This window comes from Methylobacter sp. S3L5C, from assembly GCF_022788635.1.
In the GTDB taxonomy this organism is placed as follows: domain Bacteria; phylum Pseudomonadota; class Gammaproteobacteria; order Methylococcales; family Methylomonadaceae; genus Methylobacter_C.
In genome coordinates this window covers 3,404,216-3,428,936 of sequence record NZ_CP076024.1, presented here as the reverse complement: position 1 = coordinate 3,428,936, position 24,721 = coordinate 3,404,216, and the positions used below count along the sequence as shown (strand labels likewise).

At 45.1% G+C, this 24,721-nt stretch carries 19 protein-coding genes and 3 pseudogenes; 12 read left to right on the top strand and 10 right to left on the bottom strand.

The window, feature by feature from the left end:
* Positions 1–36 precede the first annotated feature (36 nt).
* Together KKZ03_RS15385 and KKZ03_RS15380 are read left to right on the top strand one after the other, a co-directional pair.
* Complete coding sequence (locus KKZ03_RS15385; protein ID WP_243217681.1) at positions 37–327, top strand: hypothetical protein; 291 nt, start codon at positions 37–39, stop codon at positions 325–327.
* Positions 327–1,046, top strand: coding sequence for a tape measure protein (locus KKZ03_RS15380; protein WP_243217680.1), 720 nt, complete (start codon positions 327–329; stop codon positions 1,044–1,046). Before KKZ03_RS15385 ends, KKZ03_RS15380 begins: the two co-directional genes overlap by 1 nt.
* On the opposite strand, the gene KKZ03_RS15375 is transcribed toward KKZ03_RS15380, so the two are convergent.
* Positions 1,043–1,423, bottom strand: a complete 381-nt coding sequence (locus KKZ03_RS15375) for a transposase family protein (protein WP_243217090.1) — start codon at positions 1,421–1,423, stop codon at positions 1,043–1,045. The two genes, KKZ03_RS15380 and KKZ03_RS15375, sit on opposite strands and share 4 nt — an antisense overlap.
* Positions 1,377–1,880 (bottom strand): transposase family protein, encoded by a 504-nt coding sequence (locus KKZ03_RS15370; RefSeq protein WP_243217091.1) that lies wholly within the window; start codon positions 1,878–1,880, stop codon positions 1,377–1,379. The genes KKZ03_RS15375 and KKZ03_RS15370 overlap by 47 nt, the downstream gene beginning before the upstream one ends.
* 77 nt (positions 1,881–1,957) lie before the next feature.
* Here KKZ03_RS15370 and KKZ03_RS15365 point away from each other — a divergent pair, with 77 nt between their 5' ends.
* The 3 genes and pseudogenes from KKZ03_RS15365 (at position 1,958) to KKZ03_RS15355 (ending at position 8,321) form a co-directional block, all read left to right on the top strand.
* Positions 1,958–5,644 carry a hypothetical protein gene (locus KKZ03_RS15365; RefSeq protein WP_243217679.1) on the top strand — a complete coding sequence of 1,229 codons (3,687 nt, stop codon included), beginning with the start codon at positions 1,958–1,960 and terminating at the stop codon, positions 5,642–5,644.
* A gap of 15 nt (positions 5,645–5,659) precedes the next feature.
* Positions 5,660–7,185 (top strand): annotated as a pseudogene (locus KKZ03_RS15360) (IS3 family transposase).
* 323 nt (positions 7,186–7,508) lie between these two features.
* Positions 7,509–8,321, top strand: a complete 813-nt coding sequence (locus KKZ03_RS15355; protein ID WP_243217678.1) for a hypothetical protein — start codon at positions 7,509–7,511, stop codon at positions 8,319–8,321.
* A gap of 26 nt (positions 8,322–8,347) precedes the next feature.
* On the opposite strand, the gene KKZ03_RS15350 is transcribed toward KKZ03_RS15355, so the two are convergent.
* Both KKZ03_RS15350 and KKZ03_RS15345 read right to left on the bottom strand, forming a co-directional pair.
* Positions 8,348–9,262 carry an IS3 family transposase gene (locus KKZ03_RS15350; RefSeq protein WP_371744747.1) on the bottom strand — a complete coding sequence of 305 codons (915 nt, stop codon included), beginning with the start codon at positions 9,260–9,262 and terminating at the stop codon, positions 8,348–8,350.
* 78 nt (positions 9,263–9,340) lie between these two features.
* Positions 9,341–10,866: pseudogene (locus tag KKZ03_RS15345) on the bottom strand (IS3 family transposase).
* 829 nt (positions 10,867–11,695) lie between these two features.
* Here KKZ03_RS15345 and KKZ03_RS21840 point away from each other — a divergent pair.
* Positions 11,696–11,815 (top strand): annotated as a pseudogene (locus tag KKZ03_RS21840) (transposase family protein); the annotation flags it as partial.
* 6 nt (positions 11,816–11,821) lie between these two features.
* Positions 11,822–12,037, top strand: a complete 216-nt coding sequence (locus KKZ03_RS15335) for a hypothetical protein (protein WP_243221753.1) — start codon at positions 11,822–11,824, stop codon at positions 12,035–12,037.
* A 150-nt stretch (positions 12,038–12,187) separates the two neighbouring features.
* On the opposite strand, the gene KKZ03_RS15330 is transcribed toward KKZ03_RS15335, so the two are convergent.
* The 6 genes from KKZ03_RS15330 to KKZ03_RS15305 form a co-directional block, all read right to left on the bottom strand.
* A complete protein-coding gene (locus KKZ03_RS15330; RefSeq protein ID WP_243217677.1) occupies positions 12,188–14,398 on the bottom strand; it encodes a bifunctional diguanylate cyclase/phosphodiesterase in 2,211 nt (736 codons plus the stop codon).
* Positions 14,391–14,720 (bottom strand): circadian clock KaiB family protein, encoded by a 330-nt coding sequence (locus tag KKZ03_RS15325; RefSeq protein ID WP_243217676.1) that lies wholly within the window; start codon positions 14,718–14,720, stop codon positions 14,391–14,393. The genes KKZ03_RS15330 and KKZ03_RS15325 overlap by 8 nt, the downstream gene beginning before the upstream one ends.
* Positions 14,721–14,723: 3 nt before the next feature.
* The gene (kaiC, locus tag KKZ03_RS15320) at positions 14,724–16,463 is read right to left on the bottom strand and encodes a circadian clock protein KaiC (RefSeq protein ID WP_243217675.1); all 1,740 of its coding nucleotides are present in this window, start codon (positions 16,461–16,463) and stop codon (positions 14,724–14,726) included.
* Between the two features lie 1,094 nt (positions 16,464–17,557).
* Positions 17,558–18,292: a transposase gene (locus tag KKZ03_RS15315; protein WP_371744746.1), complete on the bottom strand. Its 735-nt coding sequence runs from the start codon at positions 18,290–18,292 to the stop codon at positions 17,558–17,560.
* A gap of 48 nt (positions 18,293–18,340) precedes the next feature.
* Positions 18,341–18,484, bottom strand: coding sequence for a hypothetical protein (locus KKZ03_RS15310; protein ID WP_243217673.1), 144 nt, complete (start codon positions 18,482–18,484; stop codon positions 18,341–18,343).
* A gap of 113 nt (positions 18,485–18,597) precedes the next feature.
* Positions 18,598–18,768, bottom strand: coding sequence for a hypothetical protein (locus KKZ03_RS15305; protein WP_243217672.1), 171 nt, complete (start codon positions 18,766–18,768; stop codon positions 18,598–18,600).
* Positions 18,769–19,429: 661 nt separating this feature from the next.
* Here KKZ03_RS15305 and KKZ03_RS15300 point away from each other — a divergent pair.
* The 5 genes from KKZ03_RS15300 to KKZ03_RS15280 are packed head-to-tail and all read left to right on the top strand — an operon-like array spanning position 19,430 to position 24,706.
* Positions 19,430–20,968 (top strand): B12-binding domain-containing radical SAM protein, encoded by a 1,539-nt coding sequence (locus KKZ03_RS15300; protein WP_243217671.1) that lies wholly within the window; start codon positions 19,430–19,432, stop codon positions 20,966–20,968.
* Between the two features lie 6 nt (positions 20,969–20,974).
* Positions 20,975–21,970, top strand: coding sequence for a hypothetical protein (locus KKZ03_RS15295; protein ID WP_243217670.1), 996 nt, complete (start codon positions 20,975–20,977; stop codon positions 21,968–21,970).
* Positions 21,971–21,973: 3 nt separating this feature from the next.
* Positions 21,974–22,936: a GDP-L-fucose synthase gene (locus KKZ03_RS15290; RefSeq protein ID WP_243217669.1), complete on the top strand. Its 963-nt coding sequence runs from the start codon at positions 21,974–21,976 to the stop codon at positions 22,934–22,936.
* Positions 22,926–23,744: a transketolase gene (locus KKZ03_RS15285; protein WP_243217668.1), complete on the top strand. Its 819-nt coding sequence runs from the start codon at positions 22,926–22,928 to the stop codon at positions 23,742–23,744. The genes KKZ03_RS15290 and KKZ03_RS15285 overlap by 11 nt, the downstream gene beginning before the upstream one ends.
* Positions 23,741–24,706 (top strand): transketolase family protein, encoded by a 966-nt coding sequence (locus tag KKZ03_RS15280; RefSeq protein WP_243217667.1) that lies wholly within the window; start codon positions 23,741–23,743, stop codon positions 24,704–24,706. The genes KKZ03_RS15285 and KKZ03_RS15280 overlap by 4 nt, the downstream gene beginning before the upstream one ends.
* The last annotated feature ends 15 nt before the right edge of the window (positions 24,707–24,721 follow it).

The following is a 24,721-nucleotide window of genomic DNA, read 5'->3' as shown; positions in this document are numbered from 1 at the left end:
TATTGTAGTCAGCCGCAAGATTTAAGTACCGAGCTCATGGATGAGGATGCCGCCCTGTTTGGCTTGGTACTACCGGAAATTGAAGAGCCGGAAGAGATTAATTTTGAAGTGATGAAAGGCAACTGGCCAGTGCTGGAAGCTTTTTTTGTCCTCGACGGCTGTGCCTGGCAATATGCCAGCATGGGCGACCTGATTGGTCTTAATTATCAGGCAGCACAGGTTATTTGGGGCTATGCGGGCATTAAGCCTAACAAAGATATCTTTATGGGATTGATGCTTTTTACCCGCACCATTGTTAATGAGCTAAACAAAAGGAAAGATAAATAATGGCTGCACCGATTGTTTTAGGCATTACTATCCGGGCTAACGGTTCTGCTCAAGTAACCGGCGAGTTGGATCGGGTGCGCGGTAGTATCAATGGTGCTGACAGCGCAGCCCAAAATGCTAATAGATCCTTTGCCGCAATGGCACGGGAAACCTTGGGGTTGGGCAGTGCCTTGAAGGGCTTGGCAGCAGGCTTGTCAGTACTGGCAATTTACCAGTCTACAAAAGAGCTCATTCGCCTGGCAGATACCATGACGCTGTTAGATTCGCGGATAAAAATCGCCACCGGCAGCCAAGCCGATTACTTGTCTTCATCAAAAGAGCTGGTCGCTATCAGCTTGCGCACCGGCACCAGTTTTGAAGCTAACGCGACTATCTTCTCCCGAATCAATAAAGCCATGGAGCAGATGGGTGGTACCACTCGCAACACGACAGCGCTTACTGAAACCTTGGCGCAATCATTACGGATATCCGGCGCCAGTGCTGGAGAAGCCGCGTCAGTTATTCGGCAAATGTCACAGGCATTAGCCTCAGGGGTATTGCGTGGCGATGAATTTAACAGTCTGATGGAAAACTCGCCACGTTTGTCACAAGCTTTAGCTGACGGTATGCATGTCAGCATTGGTGCGTTAAGAGCGATGGCTGAAGCCGGTGAATTAACATCAAAACGCGTTATCACGGCGATACAAAGTCAGTCCTCAGTCATTAGACATCTTTCCTAAATACAGCCATAGCGTAAGTTAACAAGAGCAGCCACTAAATTCCATGTCAAGGAGTAATGCTTGTGTTTGCCCCGATAAACATCTTTGGCAATCCTGAAAATTTTGCATCGGCGATTAACATGCTCAATAAAAATACGCTGTTTTGATAGTGCCTTATTATCGGCTTTGTCTTCTGCCGAAAGCGGTTGGCCTTTTTTCTTTTTAACCGGTAGAGTCGAGTTCTGATGGTGTTTCTTTATCCCTTGGTATCCGGAATCCGCCAACAACAGGGCATCAGGATGTAACAATAGACGGCTATCTTTGAAGATCGAAAAATCATGCTGTTGACCTTTACCTATCACTACGGAGAGTATAGTCATCGTCAATAGGCAGATCACGAGTTGGACTTTGATCGTGTGGCGTTTTTTTTCCTGAAAAGTACGCTTTCTGGTTTTTAACAGGGCGCTCGATAGGCTGCTCCGAAACATCAATGACCACGGTAGCTGCGGGATCTTCCAACAGTGCTTTGCGGTTGGGCAGTTTTTCGATTTTGATCAATAGTCTTACAGTGCGAGTATAGATTTTATGGCAATACGATTCGCTGATGTCGAAGACCGCAGCCAGATTTATCAACGTCGGATAGTGACGAAGATAATAGAGTGTCAGTAACAAGCGGTCTTCCAAAGCCATCTTGGAGTCTTTTCGTCCCCGTCTAGTCAGTGGATTAAGGACTTTTTGTTCGTCCAGGTAAGTCACCAGCTTACCGTGAAGATGCAGAAAATCTTCTGGTGACAGGCCGACAGTCCTTAAAAATTCTTCAGGCTTGTGTCTTGGCAATTGGGCATAAGGAGTCATGGCTATCCGTGTTTTCAGAGGTAGATCGCTATTTTAACCCTATCAAAGCCAAATTCTATGTCAATTATTTAGGAAAGATGTCTATTAATGAGGAGTTTGCCAAAATCCCGCTGACCGTAGGCTCGGCCATGGAGAATATCAACACGGCCTTTGGGCAATATGTTTTGGAGGTTAACAAAGGCTCTGGAGCAACAGCGGGATTGGCGCAATCCGTAAATTCGCTGGCGATGAATTTAACGCCAATTATTGAGGGTCTGGTTACTCTTGGCAAAATTGCCGTCACTGTTTTTGTTGCGCAAATGGCTGGTAGTATCGCGGCCTATATTGCGGCAACAAAAACCGCTATTTCTGTTGAATCAGCACATTCAGCAGCAATCATGCAGAATTTACAAGTCAACATTGCCCGGGCTGAATCGACAGTAGCTACAACTGCCTATCTATTGGCCTATGAGGTTGCGCAATTGTCGACAGTATCTGTGGAATCAGTCGCGGGTAGAGCTAAATTAGCACTAATTGACATAACAATCGCGCAGTCACGGGCAACAATAGCGGCAACGTCAGCAACTATACAAACTACATCCACACTTTACATTCAAAGGCAGGCCGAGCAAGCACTGGGTATAGCAGAAGCTGAGCGCACGATAATCTTGGCAAAGCTTACGCAAATGGGCGAGTTTTATGCGATAACAACAAATCGAATTACTGCTGCAACAGATGCGGCAGCTGTAGCGGCTGCCAAACTAAAGCTTGAGCAAGAGGCGGGAATTGTTGCGTCAACAGGCTTGGCAGCAAGCTTTAGGTTACTACTAAACCCATTAAATCTATTAAATATCGGCTTTGCGGCTTTGATTGGTTGGGAAATCGGTACCTGGTTAAACTCTTTTACTGCTGTTGCTAACCAGGCAAGTTATGCCATGGGTGAATGGGCTAAAAAGTTTGAAACATTAAGCTACTGGAGCAAATTATTTACCACAGATATCACTGATACCAGCGCTATTTCTGCATTAACTGCCGAGCATCAAAAAAACATTGCAGCCATTGATGACAATATCAACGGCACTATTGCCTATCGTAATGCATTATCGACAACCAACGCAGTGACAGACGAAGCCAAAGCTTTGGTAATGGCGTTTCGAAGTCCTCAGGAAGTCTTTAATGATCAGTTAAAAACGACCAAGGCCTTGCTTGATTCCGGGCAGATCAGCTTTGAAACCTATACCAAGGCCATGGCAAAATACCAGGGTGCTTTAGATATCGCTCTATCGTCGACTGCCGTTACCGAATTTTCAAAGGCTATGGCCAAGCTTAATGATGATAAAAATAAATTAACGATGACCAGTGGGGACTATAACCGAACCCAGGGTGAGGCATTAAAGCTCACTGGTCAGGAACTTGAGCAGTACGTCGCTCTGAAAAACCAAATAGACACACTGACAGTCAGCAAAAAAGCGACTGAAAAAGCCAGTAGTGATGAAGAAACGGCAACCAAAAAAGCCGCGACTGCCTCAGATACTCATAATAAAAAAATACTGGAATTGCTTCAGTCATTATCTAGCGAGCTTTATATAAATACGCTTTCAGCCAAAGACAAGGCATTGCAAATAGCCTTAAGAACCAACTTGAAAGATGCCATTGGTGATGAACGAGTAGAGATTGAGTTAATTACCAAGCAAATAGCCGCAGAAACCGAGACCAGAAGAATCCAGCAATCTATGTGGGATGAAACTATAAGCCAGGCAAATGAGCTCGATAAGCTAAAAGATGATTCTCGTTATGCCGTAGAACTGGCAAATATGGCCAAATCACTACAGTTACAAGGTTTTAGCAACGCAGCAATAAAAGAGCAGATAGACCTTGAAAAACAAAAAAAGGCCGCAATTGAAGCAAACTTTTATTTGCCAAAGGATGTAGTTGCTGGATATACAGACACTAAAAACTCAGCAGATCAGCAGCTATCGTCGCTAACAAGTCAAGGTGGAAATCTGCCAGCGAAAGGCAGCGGAATTATACAGAAAGAAACTACTGAAACAGCAAGGGTAGCGCTTGAGGCCTACAACAAAACCCTGGATGATGCTCACGTTAAAACCAGTGATCTTGGTGCGGTGACATCGGCAATATTTGACGGGGCTTTAGGTGGCATTAACGCCATGGCTGGAGCATTTGACAACATGGTTAACTCTATTAACAAGTCATCATTAGCGCTGGATGAAAATGCCAAGATGCAAGTGCTTAATGAGTCAACTGTAGATCAAGCGGCCAAGGCATCTAATGCGGCAAAGTATGCCAAAGAAGAAAGCGACCTAAACGGCAAGATATTATCTGATAAATTATCTGGTACACGGCAAATAGCAGGTGCAGTAAGCGCCATGCTAACCAAGGGGTCAACAGAGCAGCGAGCTGCTCATGCTATTGAGATGGGTATAGCAGGCGCTCAAATGGCGCAAACATTGATCAAGTTATTTGGCATTGGTGCAGTATCGGCAGCACATACTGCAGCAGTAGTCCCGTTCGTGGCAGGTGAAATGGTTAAAGGCCAGGCGGCGGCCGCAACAGGTGTGGCAACACAAGCAGCAGCAGGCCCTTATATAGGCTTTGCTCTTATGGCAGCAATGGCAGTTGCTATGGCCGCCATAGGATTTGGCGTTGGAGGCGGCAGCACATCAGTGGCTCCAGTCATGCCAACATCCCCTGACACTGGCACGGTTTTAGGCGATAGCACAGCAAAATCCGAATCAATAGATAAAACTTACGATCTTCTTAAATCAATACATGCTGACGAATACTCTGAATTACGCGGCATCAACTCAGGCGTAGCGGCACTATCCAGTAGTATCACTAATGTAATTACAAGATTATATCAGGGTGGAGGACTAGCTAACGTGACCGCACCAAAGGCACAGCAAACAGGGCTAAATGCAATACCGCCTTGGGCTAACTATTTGATGGGCACCTGGATTATTAACTCTATGTTTGGTGGTAAAAAAACCAACACAGTAACCGGCCAAGGCATATCAACTGGGGCGACATCATTAAATGATGTAATGAATGGCGGGAATATTGGCGCTCAACAATACACAAACATCGAGACGAAAACAGCAGGTGGCTGGTTCACCTCAAACAAATATAAAAACTCTACACAATATCAGGCTATTGATAAAGCTACCCAAGCCGCCATGAATGATATGTTTTCTAGTATGGGATCTACTATGCTTGGCTTGGCTGATAACCTTGGCGGTGACTTGGCAACACGAGTCAAAGATTATGTTATTCCAGCGTTCACAGTTGAGTTAAAGGGCTTGTCGGGAGAAGACGCAGCAAAAAAGCTGAACGGCGTAATCAGTACGGCTCTCGATACTATGTCAACCGCCGTCTTTGGCGACATAATCGGACAATACCAAAAACTCGGTGAGGGTATGCTCGAAACAGCGGTGCGGATAGTTTCCGAAGTTGCAGTAGTAAAAGATGCTCTCGCAACATCCGGTTTAAGCCTCGCAACTAATGCCATTGCAATCAGTGACGCACTGGTGCAAGCTGCGGGTGGCCTTGCTGAATTTCAAAAACAATTTGAATCTTTTTACGACAAGTTTTACACCGGTGCTGAAAAGCAATCGAGATTAAAAACCAATATACAGAGCCAGTTAGCTACCGTTAATCCTAATGCCTATTTGCCAGCTTCAAGAGTAGAGTATAGACAATTCATAGAGGCACTAGACCTAACCCCCTGCGTCAGAATAGTTGTCGCCTCAACTTTTAAGAAAAAATAAAATTTGAGAGTAGAAATGAAAAAATATAAAAGGTATTCAGTAGGCTTCAGAGAGCAGGCCCTGGTAAAAGTATACAATCGTAGTAATGACCAATCAGTTCAGTCCGTCGCAAACGAATTGAATATCCATTTAACAACCTTGAAGGCTTGGATGAAACAGAAGGAACAGGACGTCAAACTTGCACCGCTAAAATCAAAGCGTCCCGAAGATTGGAGCTCTGAAGAACGCTTTACTGCTTTACAAAAAACCTATAATTTGATCGGTGAAGACTTAAATGCCTGGTGTCGTGAACGCGGCGTTTTTATTCATCAGTTGGAACAATGGAAAGCTGATTTCTGCCGCCAGGATGACTTAGTAGACAAGCGTGAAGAAGCGCGGGTCCTGCGTATATTGAAAGAAGAAGTCCAAAGCCTTGAGCGCAATTTATTGCGTAAAGACAAAGCCTTAGCAGAAGCCGCAGCGCTGTTGGTACTGCAAAAAAAGTTCCGGGCGCTCTTGGGGGGAGAGGTCGAATGACTGGCCACGAAGAGCGCGAACAAGTGATTGCTTTACTTAATGAATCAGTAACTGCGGGAGCACGTCAAGCTAAAGCCTGTGAAGTATTAGGACTTAGTGAGCGTACCTTACAACGCTGGCAGACAGGTGAGACGATTCACTGCGATCAACGCCCCTTGCGTGACTATCAACCGCCACACAAACTAACAGCAATCGAGCGTGCCGAGGTGCTGATCGTCGCTAATTCAGATGAATTTGGTCATCTGCCACCGAGTCAGATCGTGCCACGACTGGCCGACCAAGGTAGCTATCTGGCGTCTGAGTCGACCTTCTATCGCATCCTGCGCGAGGAAAAACAGCTTACCCATCGGCGTAGCGAACGTCCGGCTCAAACACGAACAAAGCCACGCGCGGCATGTGCTACAGCACCTAATCAACTGTACAGTTGGGACATTACTTATCTGCCATCACTGATCCGTGGACAGTTTTTCTATCTGTATCTATTTGTTGATATTTTCAGCCGAAAGATCGTCGGTTGGCAGGTGTATGAAGAAGAAAACAGCGCCTTGGCTGGCGAATTGTTACGTGATCTCTGTCATCGTGAAGGGATACAGGCAGAACAGCTTATCCTGCATTCTGACAACGGCAGTCCGATGAAGGGATCGACTATGCTGGCGACCTTGCAACAACTGGGTGTCATGCCTTCGTTTAGTCGGCCATCGGTTAGCAACGATAATCCGTACTCAGAATCGTTGTTTAAGACCTTGAAATATCGTCCTAACTATCCGCTAAAGCCGTTCGCCGATGTTACGGAAGCGCGTCAGTGGGTCACAAGCTTAGTGGAATGGTACAACCATGAGCATCGTCACAGCGCTATTCGGTTTATTACTCCAGCGCAACGCCATGAAGGCTTGGACGACAAGCTTCTGGATAACCGTAAAGTCGTCTACGAAGCAGCACGTGCTAAACATCCGCAACGCTGGACTGGAAGTTCCCGTAATTGGGAAAAAATCCAGACAGCCCACCTTAACCCAGACAAGGTCTAAACAAAAAAATGCTACCAAGGAAGTGATTATTTAGAAAACAAACCAGAGTAAGATTTAACCGTCGAGGCGACAACTACATTGACAATTACCGCCTAACAACTAACTCAGGGCAGGCTCTATACTCGGTCCTATTAAAACTTAGTAGCTCTGCTGACCAATACTACACAAATTTAGAGGCTAATGCCCAAGCTGCCCTGGATAGTGCCAAACAATTAGCTGGCCAAAAGCATGCGCTTGAAATAGCATTACTAGGAGCCCAAGGCAACTCTATAGCTGCCTTAGCTATAAAGCGTAAAGATGAGATTCTGGCTATTGACGCGACATTGCAAGGGTTGCAAGCCCTTATAAATGTAAATAATGACTATACAGCTGCGCAAAAGAATCTAGCTGCTGCTATAGCTAACTCCATAAAAGATAGTACAGCAGTTCTGGATGCTTCATTGGCTACCTTAAATAGGGCTATAACAGCAGAGAAAAAAGTATTATCTGATAAGTATGCCTCTGATGGGGCCCTGCTAAAAACACAGTTAGATACGACGTTAGCGTATCATGCTACGTTACAGAAAGCCGCTGGTGATACTTTGTCATCCGCTACGGCTATGGCTGATGCTTTAAAGTCAGCCATAGGCTCGACAACTATAGAGAGCGATGCTACTTTAAGGCAACAACGTAGTAATGCCCAAGCTACTCTGTCTAGTGCATTAAATACCTCTAGGTCTGGTGGCTCTTTAGCCTTAACCCCTGCTATAACAAGTGCCCTGGCAAATATAGCTAAACCAAGTGAGCAACTATTTTCTGACTTCGCTACCTATGCTTTAGAGCAGGCAAAAGCGGGTAATATTATAAGCGAGCTATCAAGTAGAACAACTGCCCAAGTATCCGTAGCTCAGGCAACAGTAGATGCTATCACAGCTATGTCTACTTCTGCTCAGACACAGTATGATTTAAGTAATCAGATATTAACTGATTCCTTTACCGCTTCAAATGCTGGGTTGGACTTTTTGCTTAAAGTAGGTACTTCACAAGTAGAAGTATTAAAAGGTATCGATAATTCAGTAATAGCTGTATCTGCGGTAATTGTCAATGTAGTTGTCGCCTCGACGGTTAAATCTTACTCTGGTTTGTTTTCTAAATAATCACTTCCTTGGTAGCATTTTTTTGTTTAGACCTTGTCTGGGTTAAGGTGGGCTGTCTGGATTTTTTCCCAATTACGGGAACTTCCAGTCCAGCGTTGCGGATGTTTAGCACGTGCTGCTTCGTAGACGACTTTACGGTTATCCAGAAGCTTGTCGTCCAAGCCTTCATGGCGTTGCGCTGGAGTAATAAACCGAATAGCGCTGTGACGATGCTCATGGTTGTACCATTCCACTAAGCTTGTGACCCACTGACGCGCTTCCGTAACATCGGCGAACGGCTTTAGCGGATAGTTAGGACGATATTTCAAGGTCTTAAACAACGATTCTGAGTACGGATTATCGTTGCTAACCGATGGCCGACTAAACGAAGGCATGACACCCAGTTGTTGCAAGGTCGCCAGCATAGTCGATCCCTTCATCGGACTGCCGTTGTCAGAATGCAGGATAAGCTGTTCTGCCTGTATCCCTTCACGATGACAGAGATCACGTAACAATTCGCCAGCCAAGGCGCTGTTTTCTTCTTCATACACCTGCCAACCGACGATCTTTCGGCTGAAAATATCAACAAATAGATACAGATAGAAAAACTGTCCACGGATCAGTGATGGCAGATAAGTAATGTCCCAACTGTACAGTTGATTAGGTGCTGTAGCACATGCCGCGCGTGGCTTTGTTCGTGTTTGAGCCGGACGTTCGCTACGCCGATGGGTAAGCTGTTTTTCCTCGCGCAGGATGCGATAGAAGGTCGACTCAGACGCCAGATAGCTACCTTGGTCGGCCAGTCGTGGCACGATCTGACTCGGTGGCAGATGACCAAATTCATCTGAATTAGCGACGATCAGCACCTCGGCACGCTCGATTGCTGTTAGTTTGTGTGGCGGTTGATAGTCACGCAAGGGGCGTTGATCGCAGTGAATCGTCTCACCTGCGGTAATTGTCAATGTAGTTGTCGCCTCGACGGTTAAATCTTACTCTGGTTTGTTTTCTAAATAATCACTTCCTTGGTAGCATTTTTTTGTTTAGACCTTGTCTGGGTTAAGGTGGGCTGTCTGGATTTTTTCCCAATTACGGGAACTTCCAGTCCAGCGTTGCGGATGTTTAGCACGTGCTGCTTCGTAGACGACTTTACGGTTATCCAGAAGCTTGTCGTCCAAGCCTTCATGGCGTTGCGCTGGAGTAATAAACCGAATAGCGCTGTGACGATGCTCATGGTTGTACCATTCCACTAAGCTTGTGACCCACTGACGCGCTTCCGTAACATCGGCGAACGGCTTTAGCGGATAGTTAGGACGATATTTCAAGGTCTTAAACAACGATTCTGAGTACGGATTATCGTTGCTAACCGATGGCCGACTAAACGAAGGCATGACACCCAGTTGTTGCAAGGTCGCCAGCATAGTCGATCCCTTCATCGGACTGCCGTTGTCAGAATGCAGGATAAGCTGTTCTGCCTGTATCCCTTCACGATGACAGAGATCACGTAACAATTCGCCAGCCAAGGCGCTGTTTTCTTCTTCATACACCTGCCAACCGACGATCTTTCGGCTGAAAATATCAACAAATAGATACAGATAGAAAAACTGTCCACGGATCAGTGATGGCAGATAAGTAATGTCCCAACTGTACAGTTGATTAGGTGCTGTAGCACATGCCGCGCGTGGCTTTGTTCGTGTTTGAGCCGGACGTTCGCTACGCCGATGGGTAAGCTGTTTTTCCTCGCGCAGGATGCGATAGAAGGTCGACTCAGACGCCAGATAGCTACCTTGGTCGGCCAGTCGTGGCACGATCTGACTCGGTGGCAGATGACCAAATTCATCTGAATTAGCGACGATCAGCACCTCGGCACGCTCGATTGCTGTTAGTTTGTGTGGCGGTTGATAGTCACGCAAGGGGCGTTGATCGCAGTGAATCGTCTCACCTGTCTGCCAGCGTTGTAAGGTACGCTCACTAAGTCCTAATACTTCACAGGCTTTAGCTTGACGTGCTCCCGCAGTTACTGATTCATTAAGTAAAGCAATCACTTGTTCGCGCTCTTCGTGGCCAGTCATTCGACCTCTCCCCCCAAGAGCGCCCGGAACTTTTTTTGCAGTACCAACAGCGCTGCGGCTTCTGCTAAGGCTTTGTCTTTACGCAATAAATTGCGCTCAAGGCTTTGGACTTCTTCTTTCAATATACGCAGGACCCGCGCTTCTTCACGCTTGTCTACTAAGTCATCCTGGCGGCAGAAATCAGCTTTCCATTGTTCCAACTGATGAATAAAAACGCCGCGTTCACGACACCAGGCATTTAAGTCTTCACCGATCAAATTATAGGTTTTTTGTAAAGCAGTAAAGCGTTCTTCAGAGCTCCAATCTTCGGGACGCTTTGATTTTAGCGGTGCAAGTTTGACGTCCTGTTCCTTCTGTTTCATCCAAGCCTTCAAGGTTGTTAAATGGATATTCAATTCGTTTGCGACGGACTGAACTGATTGGTCATTACTACGATTGTATACTTTTACCAGGGCCTGCTCTCTGAAGCCTACTGAATACCTTTTATATTTTTTCATTTCTACTCTCAAATTTTATTTTTTCTTAAAAGTTGAGGCGACAACTATTCTGACGCAGGGGGGACCCTGCTTATTGAAGCCATGCTGTCGATGACCGGTGATTGCCCAAAGTGTGGCCATGGACACATGATTTGTATCGAAACCTTCCTTCCGGGAACCCTACCACGCGGATCTCCGGGAGCGTAGTCATGATAGCCCTCTTAATAACGTTGCTGAACGTTTCCGGAATAAGCAAGCGGAACGGTAGGCTTGCTTTGGTCAGAGCAGGCAAAGTCTGCGCTAATAGGCTTATGTCTCGGCTAGTTTGTTCATTAAATTACGAATTGTGGCTGTTCAATATTCGGACACCCTGCCAGAAATTAATGTGCAAACGTGACTGTATGCCTTTTTCCTCTGGCAGTCGCCCACCTCGATGATGCCGCTCTGATTCAATTCCCATAAAACTTCGGCCAGTGCAGCGGTTCAGTACAACAGGATTTTTAGTCTACCGGTCGCGGTGATCGTCCCATACAGTTATCCTGTTCCGTGCTCCGCTACCGCCAGACTAAGAACCCTCTTCACTATGTATAGCTATGCATTACGGCCAACACTGCCTGACGGCTATTCCCAACCAACGTCTGCAATATTTGCAATTGCTGTCGTTCGTCTACTCGTATCGGGCGACAAGTCATCTGGATCCTATTTTTCGACCCCTTGTTGGGTCGAAACGAGGTGACGAAGACGAATCGGGGCAGCCGAAGGCATTGGCGGTCGCGTGATTTTTTGCTGATTTTTCGAGCAGGAAGCCCGGAAAAATATTTCGCAGAAATAGCGACTTCCTTCGCTGGCTTTGGAAGACCGTTTGTTACTGACGCTCTATTGCCTACACCACTATCCAACATTGATAAATTTAGCTGCGATCTTCGACATCAGCAAATCGTATTGCCATAAAATTTATACCCGCACAGCAAGGTTATTGGTCAGAATCGAAAAACTCCCCAACCGCAAGGCTCTGTTAAAAAATCCTGCAGTTACCGTGGTCATCGATGTTTCTGAACAGCCTATTGAGCGTGCTGTTAAAAACCAGAAAGTGTATTTTTCAGAAAAAAAACGCTACAAAATCGAAATTCAATTCGTGATCTGCCTATTGACGATGGCTATCCTCTCCGTGCTGATGGGTAAAGGTAAGTAGTATGGTTTTTCGAGTGTCACCGCCACTTTTTTACCGGATAACAGTTAGACTTTGCATGGAAAGAAAATAGATGATTTTAGATCATATAACTTAGTTACAACATATAGTCTTTTGTTTATTAAAATCCAAAATAGCCTACTTCAAAAATAATCAAGTCTTCAGCAGTAATACATTAAACTGCTCAATGGGTAACGGCTTGCCAAATAAATAGCCTTGATAATAGACGCAGCCTTTTTCCAAGAGAATTTGTTGCTGTTCTTCAGTCTCCACCCCTTCGGCAATAACATCCAGTTCCAAACTGTGTGCCATGGCAATGATGGTGCTCACAATCGTTTTATCACTGCTATTGGCAGTAATATCACGTACAAAGGACCGGTCAATTTTCAATTGATCAAATGGCAACTGCTTAAGGTATTGCAAGCATGAATAGCCGGTACCAAAGTCGTCTAATGAGAACCGGATACCGATTTTTCTTAATGTGTCCATAACGATAACCGTATCGTTAATTTCTGACAGAAAAATGCTTTCTGTTAGTTCCAGTTTGAGCAAGCCAGGATTAATAGCATATCGATTTATAGTCGCCAGTACTTGATTGACAAAATTAGCCTGACGGAACTGGTGAGCACTGACGTTCACGGACAGTGTAAGATTGCTGGTGTTGCACTCTTGCTGCCATGCCTTAAGTTGGGCGCAAGCCGTTTCCAGTACCCATTGTCCAATGAGCAGGATCAAGCCTTTTTCTTCCGCTAACGGAATAAATTGTTGGGGAGAGACCAAGCCATGTTCAGGATGTAGCCAACGGATAAGCGCCTCTGCCCCTAATGGACATCCCGAACTGTCCACTTGGATTTGGTAGTATAATTGAAATTGTCCGCGCTTAATGGCGAGGTGTAATTCATTTTCTAGCGCCACACGAGCGCTAATAGTATCCTGCATTTGCTGGTCGAAGAAACACAGTTTGTTGCGGCCGGTTCTTTTGCCTTCATACATGGCAATGTCGGCTTGTTGCAGCAGTTCCTCTGTGTCGGAATGGGTAACATTGAATAATGTTGCGCCAATGCTGGCGGTGCAGTGATAGTGATGCTTGTCAAGTTGGTAGGGCCGTGTAAGAGCGGCCAGAATTTTTCTGCCTATGCTTTCGGTCTGGGCCGCAGCTACTACACTATTTTTATTCAGATTTACCAAAACTACCACATACTCATCACCACTCAGGCGGGATACGGTGTCGCATTCGCGCACACAAGAGGTTAAACGTTGTGCAACTTGTTTTAGCAGCAAGTCACCTATGGCATGACCGTGAGTATCGTTGAGAGCCTTAAAATAGTCCAAGTCGATAAATAGTACAGCCCCTTCAAGGTCGGTACGCGTGCTAGAAATTAATGCTTGTTTTAGCCGATCGATAAGTAACCGCCTGTTGGGCAGGTGGGTAAGCGGATCATAGAATGCCAGATTCTTAATTTCCTCTGCAGCCAGATGACTTGCAGTGATATCGGTGAGTGTTGAAACGTAATGGGAGACGATACCGTTGGTGTCTTTCACTGCAGTAATGGACTGATAACTCGTATAGCTTTCACCATTTTTGCGCCGATTCCATATTTCGCCAAACCACATACTGGTACTAGTAATAATCCGCCACATCTCGGCATAAAAGTCCACATTATGGTGTCCAGATTGGAGTGTTCGTGTATGCTTACCTATGACCTCTTCAGCGCTATAGCCGGTGATAGTAACGAAGGCGTTGTTTACCCGCAAAATCAGGCCATTGGCATCAGCGACCATCATGCCTTCCTGTGATTCAAAGGCGATAGCCGCAATACTTAATTCCTGCTCAGCGAGCACCTGCTCGGTAACATCAATACCGAAATAAATTATCCGTTCAACAAGCTCATTGGTGCCAAGAACATGAGCCGAATTCCAGGAAATAATTTTCCGACTTCCATCTCCTGTCAGGATGCGGGTTTTGAAAGCATTCAATTCACCATTTTCAAGAAATTGTTGGGGCAATAAATTGAGGTGTGTCGATTCCTGAAGTGGCAACAGCAGATCTAACCAGTTGCAGAATATTAACTCCTCGGTTGAAAATCCGGTAATAAGCGTTATGGCCTCGTTGGTATAGAGAATCTCACCGGTCGGAGTAAGCTCTACAATAAGAGCTGCTATCCGGTTGATGAGATGGCGATAACGAGCTTCAGATTTGGTTATGGCTAAATGTGCATCACAACTCAATACCGGCCCTTCGTGGGTTAGCACTGCATCGATACCATTCATCATCAGATCAGCAGGAGAATTTTCGATCCTGGTTAACTGCTTTTCGAAACTTTCCCGATTCAGGGTATCAATTAACATTATGTTCTTAGTCATTGTCGTTGATCACAAGACCCAGAGCTCGCAGTACCTGATCAGTATTGTTTAGATTACCAATGATTTTAACTACCGGCTCTGGAGAAATACGCAAGACCATGGGAGTAACTATAACGCCCTCAGCCCACGCTCGTTCAGGTGACAGCAAGACATCGACGACATCAATTCGGTAATCATCACGGTACAGCCTAAGACAGAGCGCCTTGAGATTATGAAGGGCAAGAATTGAGTTAGGTGCTTCTCCTGCAACATAAAGACGGAAAACATGAGTCGCCGTACTGATTTCTGAAGTATGTTTTGGTATAAGTGAAATGTTAGGCATGCGCTAGAACTCCTGGTCGATGTGCCAGTTTTCCGATGAGGGCTTCAAGTCATCGCCACTGCGTTTGCTCCACAATTCATCGCGCGATAGATTAGATAGTTTGACACGGGTATCTTCAGTCGCCAATAACAACTTTAACTCCGCTTCCTTGACGGCCAATTCAACCTGCAAGACTTCGACGCGTGCGTTAACCTCCGCTTGAGCCAGTTCGATGGCCCGACGTTTGTGAACGACGCTTGCCAATAACAGATCTTCGGTCGCTTTTTCAGCAGTCTCTTTTTGCCAGCGGGCTGTGCCCATCAATACCTCACCGCCTGCCTGATAGACGTCGGCCAAAGATACGCCACTCGAATTTAAGATTAGCTCCCGTACCTGATTGGAATGTTCTGTACCGCGTGATTTAACAATGGTTAGAGCCCGGTTTCGTTCGCCGGCGAGCATGGCGTAACTGATATGTATCCAGGTATCTGCCACCGTAGATATATGAATATTGGTATCTTCGTTCAGCGCGTCGTTATTAGAAGCCAGTAAACTGGTACATACCATGGTAATGCCGGTTGACTTGGTCAACGCCAGCAATTGTTCAGGCATGCGTCTGAGAGCCTCGTCATTGCTATGACTATTGACGATGGCGGATAGTGGATCAATCACAAGGCAACGTGGTTGATAGGTTTCGATAAGCCTACGTACCATTCCCATATGCTCTTCTGTTCCGCTCACGCTACTACGAAGCGATTGAATATGCAGTAAACCGCTATCGACATACGGTCCCAAATCAATGCCTACCGAACGCAGATTACGAACAATTTCCTGCGCCGGTTCGTCAAATCCGATAAAAAGAGAGCGTTCTCCGCGCTCGCATGCGGCAAGCAGGAAACAACCGCAGAGGGTAGTCTTTGCTGTGCCGGGAGCGCCGCTTAGCACCACGGCAGAACCCCGATAGTAACCGCTTCCCAGCATACTGTCGAGCCGATCTATGCCGGAGGAGATACGCTCGGTACTGGCGCTTAGTTGGGGTAACGATAGCGTGAAAGCGATAACCTCGGCACCGGTATCACCCAACAATAAGGCTGCTTCCCTAGAATTAAAGCTGGAGCCACGATATTTGATAATACGCATGGTGCGGTGGGCAAGTCGGTTATCCACATCATGACGCAGGAAGATCATGCAATCAACCATATACTGCATAAAATCCTGATAGTCGAGCCTTGACTGACAGGAGTCATTATTCTTACAGGTAATAATACCGGTTAATCCACTTGATATCAGCCAGTCATTCAAGCGGAATAACTCGCGACGTTCGGCTAGCGGATCATCAAGTAGCGACAATAGTACGTCAATGGAATCAAAAACGATACGCTTGGCCGTCATCTGATCGGCTTTGACCTTGAGCGAAGCGAGTAGGCTAGAGAGATCGAACTGTCCGGCACAAACAATGTCAGGTCTCGGTTTGGCATCAAGAAAAAAGAGTTTATGTCCTTCCAGTTCAGGCAAACTCCAACCAAAGGCACTGGCGTTGTTAATAATATGTGAGGAATCTTCTTCGAAGGTGACAAAAATGCCCGGCTCACCATGCTTCGCTCCATAAACCAGTATTTGTAAGGCTATTACCGTCTTGCCACAACCTGGGCCACCGGCGAGCAAAGTGCCCCGACCTCTGGGCAAGCCACCGTTGGTAATATCATCCAACCCGCGAATACCTGTCTGGATTTTGTTAAGTTCAGTCTGTTGCGTGTTGGACATGTTAGACCTTGGATAGGATTGGCAAATGAAAATTTGAATCTTATAGTCGTGTTATTTAAGAAAGTTTTGGAAGCGATGTGTAATGAAAAATTAATTTCTAAAAGATTAAATAAATAAAAAAACGACCTTTAAGAGCCATCTAATTTTTGCTGGTATTAATCAATTAATATTGATGAGAAATTGCCAAAAGGGTGAGTATTTAACCTAAGGTTTGTTCTATAGTCACTCTGGAGCTTTTTACATAAATGAGATATTTTATGGGTATATTATGCGATATAATATATTATATATTTTTATAATGCAAAAATAAGATATTTATTTCTTTTTTATGTATTTTTGATGTTTTAAAACTGAAAATATCGTTGCTTATTTATTGAATTGCACTCAATTTTTGCCGCTTTAAGTTCTTTTTCCAGCATGACTGGTCAGCGACAACAGTGCCTGTTACTAAATGACTATTTTTCAAAGTCAACCAGCCGTCAACCAAAAAACGGTGCCAGTCTTTTCCTGCCAATTTCTGTTAGTCATTGAATGTTTAGTTTATACAGTGATCATTTATTTATAAATCTTGATTTTTAAATTAACAGTGATAAGTTAATCTTATTAAAATAATAATTTTACTAAATCAAAGGTATCATAAATATTATATAGTGCAAATTTAATTTTGCTTGAGCATTATAATTACCAATAATACTTCATTAATGATAAAAATTCATTAATTATCAAAAAAGTCATTAATGTCAATTATAATCAACCTAAATTTTTCTTAACTGTCTGGTTTTATTAAGGTTTAATCTTAACCATAAAAGTGCCGAGGAAACTTGCTGATTTGTTTATCCCGCTATTCGCTCCTAATTCGCTAATATCGGCCTTGAGAAAAATTTCAGTATGAAGCCTTTTATGGAGATACACTTTTACCGGTGAATAAAGTTTTGCATATAATTACGCTTATCCTTAGTTAATCGCACGATAGTCAGTTTAGGTAAACTGCTACTCAGTATATAAAAAATATATTATGGCAAGTTTTTATAACGCTGGTCGAAAATGGCTAGGTCAGGCCCTCAATACTGCTACCGCAAATATAAAAAACAAAGTCAGAGGCTTAAACATGCCTCGTTTCTTGGCACCATCAGCAAAGGAAAGGGTTTTGGTCGGCGTTTGACTGCCCTTGGCTGGCTCTTACGTTTTTGTTTTCCAATGGCCGTTGATGCCATCGCTTTTAATAATTCACGCAAGGCGCTTATGAGTTGGTTCCCTGTCAAGCCTACCATCTGCTTGGCGGCTTGAATGACCAGTTGCACTGCTGACCTGAAACTCAGTTGGCGGGGTATCTTCTCATGCAGGCTGGCTGCCTGTGCCAAATTGCCACGAATGATGTTGTATGCCAATAAGTGGATAGCTATCTCCTTGTTTAACATGTCAGGTTTTTTGCACCGTAATATTTCCATGCCCATATTGGTTTTGATTAAACGAAAATCCAGCTCAATTTTCCAGCGCTGCTTATAAAGCATAGCCAGCTCTTGCTTATGAAAGCCCTTTGCATTTAGTAAGGTGGTCAAATAGATTCTGCCGTTTACCGCAAACTCTCGGACGGTAATCGATTCCGGCAAGTCGCTATAGTCCTGCTTGGACATCCACACCGGTTTCCGTTTGGGTTTCGTCCAGTCAATCAAATGATCTCTTGCACCCAGGTAGACACCCAAGCTGAAATCTACTTTTTTCCGGGCATGTAGTGGAAATAGCACAGGAATTTCACGAGCCTGCAAGAGCGCAATAATGGCGAAGGTACAGCAATAGCGGTCTGCCATCAGCAAGTCGCCAGCTGACAAGCTGCCAAACAGTTGACTGAGTAAAGATGTTTAGCCAGTTCCCTTGCCTTAATAGGCTCCCAAGCTATAGTCGAGCACGGTTCCTGCAGCCAAAGAAATCAACACAGCCATGCGAGCAATCGGAAAGCCTAAGTCAGGCTTTTGACTATCCAGCTGAGGAAAGTCTGCCTGATTCTTTGGTGTATCTGGCATTTGTACCGTTGCTCCATCAGTAAGGACAACGTTATAACCCTTCCATCGCCACGCGGTCAGAGACTGGTTATGAAGACGCAAACCAGCAGCTGTGGTGGCTGCTCTGAGTTCCTTTAGTGGCGAGCGTTGCGGGCTTTACAGTAAGGTCCCGTGTTGACCTTATTAGCTGATTGTCCATCGACGATACGATCAATCAATACGCCTGCCACTGCCTGTTTACAGGAACCGTCATCACTTAATACTTGGAAAATGAAAGCTTTAAGCGTGACTAAGGGCAAGAACACCGAGGAGCGTTTATGCGGGGTATTGGCGATAATGTTGGTAATGCTGTCGGCTGAAAAAAATCCTCAACACCTAGTACTCAGTCAGCGTTGATATGTCGGATAAAAGTAGCCCTGTAATAACGAAATTACTGACATGGTATCCGACATTATCAGATTGACTGAGTACTAGTCCTTGGGATTGCAAAAATGACTTTTTGAAGCGGTCAATTTGCTGCTGAATACGGTTTTTTTAATAGCTGGCATGGTTAAGTTATTGATCAGACTTTGTAATACTCAAAATTCTACCAGAATAGTGCTTGATCTTTATCTTATTATTTGCGTATCTAACTGTAACTTATAGATTAATTACATTTGCGGTAGCAGTATTAGTATTTATACCTATTGAAAATTTAGATTGGCAAACTATACTTTCGAATTATTGATAAAAATGCTTAGACGCTTACATTCTTCACGTTAACTTAGCTACAAAGTAACTGATTCAGCAGTATTTATGCAATTATTTAGTAACAGGGTAATTACTTAAATCCATTTTAGCTTTGTTTCTGTAGCACTTATTTTAACGCCAATTTTCTTGAAGCAAGTTGTTTTGCCTTTTATTTATTACGTAATTAGCACACTACTTGGTTGTACCGGGATTGTTTTGCTACAGCATTTTTAATAAATGGATATAACCATGGATGTCTTGTTTGTTAATCCAGACTCTTCAGCTAAAGCCTATCAAGGCTTGGCAATAGTTTACTCAGCTATAGAGCCCCCGACATGGTCTTTGTTGTTAGCAGAGTCTTGCCGCTCAAAAGGTTTTGGGGTTGGTATTCTTGATTGCGATGCTGAAAGACTTTCTCTTGAGCAATCGGTGCAAAGAATCGAAGACTTACGACCACGTCTGGTTGTCTTTGTTGTGTATGGTCAAAACCCAAATTCTGGCACCACCAGCATGATTGGTGCTTTAGCGATGGCTAAGTCAGTTAAAGAAAAGCACCCTGAAATTCCAATATGTTTTGTTGGTTCTCATACCAGTGCATTACCCATGGAAGTGCTCGATTATAATTGTGTTGATATCGTACTGTTAAATGAAGGCGTTTATGCACTGCACAATCTTCTTAAGAGCAATCTTGGCAGCGATTTGCAATACATCAAGGGCATCGGTTATAAAAAGCAGGGGCAAGCAAACAGCAAAATCCCAACACTTAATCCACCACAGGGCATAGTACCGCAGGAACGGATGGATCATGACTTGCCTGGCTATGCCTGGGATCTACTGCCCTACCGGGAAAAGCCGTTAGACCTTTACCGCGCGCATTTCTGGCATGCCGAATTTGATCATGCAAAACGCACCCCATTTGCCGCCATATATACTTCTTTAGGCTGTAATTTCGGCTGTAATTTTTGCATGATCAACATCGTTAATCGCTCCGATAACGGCAATGAAATTAATGCCGCAGATTCACGAGGAATGCGTTTCTGGAGTCCTGAATGGGTAAGTCGTGAGATGCGAAAACTCGCTGATATGGGCGTACGTACCTTACGGATCAGCGACGAGATGTTCTTTTTAAATAAAAAATATTACACGCCGATTCTTCAACAGGTCATTGATCAGGACTTTGGTTTCAATATGTGGACCTACTCGCGGGTTGATACGGTTCGCAGAGACGCGCTTGATTTATTTAAACGCTCGGGAGTCAACTGGCTTGCGCTGGGGGTTGAAGCCGGCAATCAACTGGTTCGCCAAGAAGTGTCAAAAGGTTCCTTCCATGAAGTTAATATTCGCGAAGTTTGCAAAATAATTAACGACTCTGATATTAAAATTATCAGTAATTACATTTTTGGATTCCCGGAAGACACCTTGCAGACAATGCAAGAAACATTGGATCTCGCCATGGAACTCAACACCGAGATGGCAAATATGTATCCTTGCCAGGCATTGCCGGGCAGTCCGATGTATAACATTGCAAAGAAAAACGGGTGGGCATTACCGGACTCCTACGAAGGCTACGCCTTTTTATCCTACGAAAGCCAACCACTGCCTACAAAATACGTTAGCTCAGCTGATGTTTTAAGATTCCGTGACGAAGCTTGGCAAACGTACTTTAGCAACCCGGCTTACTTAAATTTGGTTGAGAAAAAATTTGGCACACTTGAAAGAAAAAATATAGAAGACATGGTCAGCATCCATCTTAGTCGCAAAATATTGGGTAATTGATAACGCATGATTATTACCAGAACCCCGTTTAGAATTTCTTTTTTTGGTGGCGGCACCGATTATCCAGGATGGTATCGGGAACACGGAGGTGCCGTGTTGGCAACCACTATCGATAAATACTGTTACATTACCTGCCGTCGTTTGCCGCCATTTTTCGAGCACAAACATCGTATTGTCTACTCCCATATCGAAAATGTATGTAATAACCATGAAATTGAACATCCTGCAGTTCGGGCGGTATTTAATTGGGCCAATGTTTTTGATGGTCTGGAAGTTCATCACGATGGCGATTTGCCCGCCCGTTCGGGATTAGGATCCAGTTCATCCTTTACTGTCGGCTTAGCGCATGCACTGTACGGGCTTCGTGGTCAGATGGTTAGTCAGCACACTCTGGCTAAAGATGCGATACATATAGAACAAAATCTCATTGGCGAGAATGTTGGCTCTCAGGATCAGATTTCAGCTGCTTACGGTGGCTTTAACCGTATTGATTTTCATCAAGATGATTCTTTTGACGTGTCACCGATCATTCTGTCAAGGTATCGGCTTGAAGAACTTCATGATCACCTTATGCTCTGTTTTACCGGCTTTTCACGCATTGCTGATGCGATCGCAAAATCTAAAATCGACAACCTCAAAAATCGTGAAACAGAACTTAATCGTATGCGAGAAATGGTTGATGAGGGCATTGCTATTCTAACGGATAGTCACGTGAGTATTGATGAATTTGGAAAGCTGATTGACCTAAGCTGGAAGTACAAGCGTAGCTTGTCTGACCAGGTATCAACCCCGGAAATCGACCAAATTTACGATGAAGCCATGCGTGCTGGAGCAATTGGCGGCAAGATTCTTGGTGCTGGCGGCGGCGGATTTATGCTGCTTTTTGCAAAACCCGAGAAGCATGCGGCAATTCGTGAACGTCTTAAAAACTTGGTGCATGTCTCTTTCAATTTTGATGATTCCGGCAGTCGTGTCGTATTGTATCAACCTAACGGCCTGTAAATAATGAATAAAACAGCTAAAATTTTTGTCGCCGGGCATACCGGCTTAATTGGTTCAGCGGTTGTTCGACGCTTGCAAAGCGAAGGTTTTTCCAATTTGCTATTGGCTAATCATACGGATCTGGAACTGACCGATACCGGAGCAGTTGCTCGTTTTTTTGACAAGCATTTACCTGGCTATGTGGTATTGGCGGCAGGAAGAGTCGGTGGCATTATCGAGAACCAGACCTATCCGGCTGACTTTATGAACGCCAATCTGGCTATTCAATTAAATGTACTTAAAGCAGCTCACGAAACGGGCGTTCGCAAACTGATTTTGTTTGCCTCATCGTGCATGTATCCGCGCGAATGTCCGCAACCCATGGCAGAGACCGCTTTACTATCGGGACAGCCTGAACCGACCAGCTTGGCCTACGCAATTTCAAAGCTGGCCGGTCTACAAATGTGTCTTGCCTATAACCAACAATACGGCGAGCAACGTTTTATCCCCGTGATTCCTAATAGTGCTTTTGGCCCCAACGACAACTTTGACCCAAAGTCCGGCCACGTCCTCTCGTCTCTGATTCGGCGCTTCCATGAGTCACAACTAACGGGCGCCCAGAGTTTGACGCTGTGGGGAAGTGGTACACCGCGACGTGAGTTTATTCATACCGATGATATCGCCGATGCCTGTATTGCGCTGCTTACCGGCAACACAACCACGCTGACACTGCCCCTGAATTTGGGAACCGGCAAAGACTTTTCCATTCGTGAATTGGCAGAATCCATTGCCCGTGTCATTGGCTACACCGGCGCCATAGAATGGGATACCAACAAGCCGGATGGAGCACCCAGAAAATTACTCGACAGTAGTCGTCTTCGAGGCTTTGGCTGGCAACCGGTGGTGGATTTTGAAAAAGGCCTCCAAGACACCTACCAATGGTATCTCGACAATACCTTAAGCAAGGAACCTGCCCATGAAAGTTAACCCGATTGATCTGCGCGAAAAAGCCCATTGGGTATGGCGAGAAACATTGGCGATACATCGCAGGGCTCCAGAAACCCGTATAGCCTCATCGCTCTCTTGTATCGAGATTTTTGTCGCACTTTATTATGGGGGGGTTCTGCGTTTTGACCCTGGCCAGCCGTTAGACGAACACCGTGATCGGTGCATTATCAGTAAAGGGCATGGCTCAATCTGCATGTATCCCATTTTAGCTGACTTGAGCTATTTTCTACTTGAAGAATTGCAGCGCGTTTGTCAAACCGGCGGCTTTTTGGGTGGGATACCCGACCCGGTGATTCCTGGCTACGAAACCGTTAACGGCTCTTTGGGTCACGGCTTGGGCGTGGGCACAGGCATGGCCTTGGGATTAAAGCGCAAAGGCAGTGACCGCAGTGTGTTTGTTGTATGCGGTGATGGTGAATTACATGAGGGCGCCAACTGGGAAGCAATCATGTTTGCTACGCAACATAAGCTTGATAATTTGCACCTGATTGTCGATAACAACGGAATTAGCATGCTTGGGTACACCGACGAGATTGTGAGTCATAACTCGCTCTCCGCCCGCTTGTCAGCCTTTGGCTGGGATTGCCATGAAGTTGACGGGCATGATATAGAAGCTGTGCAAGCTGCTCTGCTGCAAATGAAAGCAAGCAATACAGGTAAACCTAAGGCACTGATAGCCAGAACCTTGAAAGGTCATGGTGTACCAGGGCTTGAAAATGCCCCGCTTGCGCACATTATGAATCCTAAACCTGAGCTGATTGACAGCCTGCTGGAGCAACACCCATGAGCATCAAACCACTCGCCATGCGCGATGTACTGCTTGATCGCATTTGGCAAGCTATGGCGGAAGATCATAAAATTTTCTTCACCAGTGCTGATTTTGGCTCCCCAATTCTAGACAAAATTCGCGCTGATTTTCCTGAGCGTTTCGTTAATGTAGGAATCGCTGAACAAAATTTGATCAACGTTTCAGTTGGCTTGGCACTGGAAGGTTACACTGTCTTTGCTTATGCCATTGCTCCATTTATTACCATGCGCTGTTACGAGCAAATTCGCGTCAGCTTGGCGCTACTCTCAGAAGTACGTCCCCTTAACGTCAATTTGATTGGGGTTGGCGCTGGTTATAGCTATGTAGTGTCCGGCCCCACGCATCAGTGTTACGAAGATATTACCCTGATGCGTGCGTTACCCAATTTTAGAGTACTTTCACCCGCCGATCATGTCAGTGCAGGTGCTCTTTTTGATCGTTGCATAAGCACTCTGGGCCCTAAATATTTGCGGCTTGATGCCCAAGTATTACCCGTAATTTATGAGACAGTCGCCCCAGATCTGGATGTCGGCTTTCATATCCATCAACGTGGTAAAAGTATCTGTCTGGTGGCAACCGGCTATATGCTACATACCGCCCTAAAAGTCGCAGAAAGGCTTGCTGTTACCGGACATTCGGTCGGCGTTATAGACCTTTTTGATATTTCCAATTTTGCTGCCGACCAACTTCAGAACGCTCTCTTATCTTATTCCGGTATCGTCACGCTTGAAGAAGGCTTTCGCGGGCGAGGCGGCGTTGATGCCATGCTCTTTGAATTTATTGCCCGACGTGGCCTAAACGCACGCATGCTTAATATCGGCGTCGAAGGGGCTTACCATTTCGAACTCGGATCGCGTGCTGAACTGCACGAACAGGTAGGAATCGGTCCTGAATTTGTATTACGTAACGTGACGACGTTTATCCAATCACTTCCAAAATAATGCTGATAAAAATAA

What these genes read in the sequence shown, in the direction of transcription:
- KKZ03_RS15385 (WP_243217681.1), top strand. Translation starts at nt 37, where the DNA reads ATGGATGAGGATGCCGCCCTGTTTGGCTTGGTACTACCGGAAATTGAA.
- KKZ03_RS15380 (WP_243217680.1), top strand. Translation starts at nt 327, where the DNA reads ATGGCTGCACCGATTGTTTTAGGCATTACTATCCGGGCTAACGGTTCT.
- KKZ03_RS15370 (WP_243217091.1), bottom strand. Translation starts at nt 1,880, where the DNA reads ATGACTCCTTATGCCCAATTGCCAAGACACAAGCCTGAAGAATTTTTA.
- KKZ03_RS15365 (WP_243217679.1), top strand. Translation starts at nt 1,958, where the DNA reads ATGTCTATTAATGAGGAGTTTGCCAAAATCCCGCTGACCGTAGGCTCG.
- KKZ03_RS15330 (WP_243217677.1), bottom strand. Translation starts at nt 14,398, where the DNA reads ATGACTAAGAACATAATGTTAATTGATACCCTGAATCGGGAAAGTTTC.
- KKZ03_RS15325 (WP_243217676.1), bottom strand. Translation starts at nt 14,720, where the DNA reads ATGCCTAACATTTCACTTATACCAAAACATACTTCAGAAATCAGTACG.
- kaiC (WP_243217675.1), bottom strand. Translation starts at nt 16,463, where the DNA reads ATGTCCAACACGCAACAGACTGAACTTAACAAAATCCAGACAGGTATT.
- KKZ03_RS15310 (WP_243217673.1), bottom strand. Translation starts at nt 18,484, where the DNA reads ATGCCAGATACACCAAAGAATCAGGCAGACTTTCCTCAGCTGGATAGT.
- KKZ03_RS15300 (WP_243217671.1), top strand. Translation starts at nt 19,430, where the DNA reads ATGGATATAACCATGGATGTCTTGTTTGTTAATCCAGACTCTTCAGCT.
- KKZ03_RS15295 (WP_243217670.1), top strand. Translation starts at nt 20,975, where the DNA reads ATGATTATTACCAGAACCCCGTTTAGAATTTCTTTTTTTGGTGGCGGC.
- KKZ03_RS15290 (WP_243217669.1), top strand. Translation starts at nt 21,974, where the DNA reads ATGAATAAAACAGCTAAAATTTTTGTCGCCGGGCATACCGGCTTAATT.
- KKZ03_RS15285 (WP_243217668.1), top strand. Translation starts at nt 22,926, where the DNA reads ATGAAAGTTAACCCGATTGATCTGCGCGAAAAAGCCCATTGGGTATGG.
- KKZ03_RS15280 (WP_243217667.1), top strand. Translation starts at nt 23,741, where the DNA reads ATGAGCATCAAACCACTCGCCATGCGCGATGTACTGCTTGATCGCATT.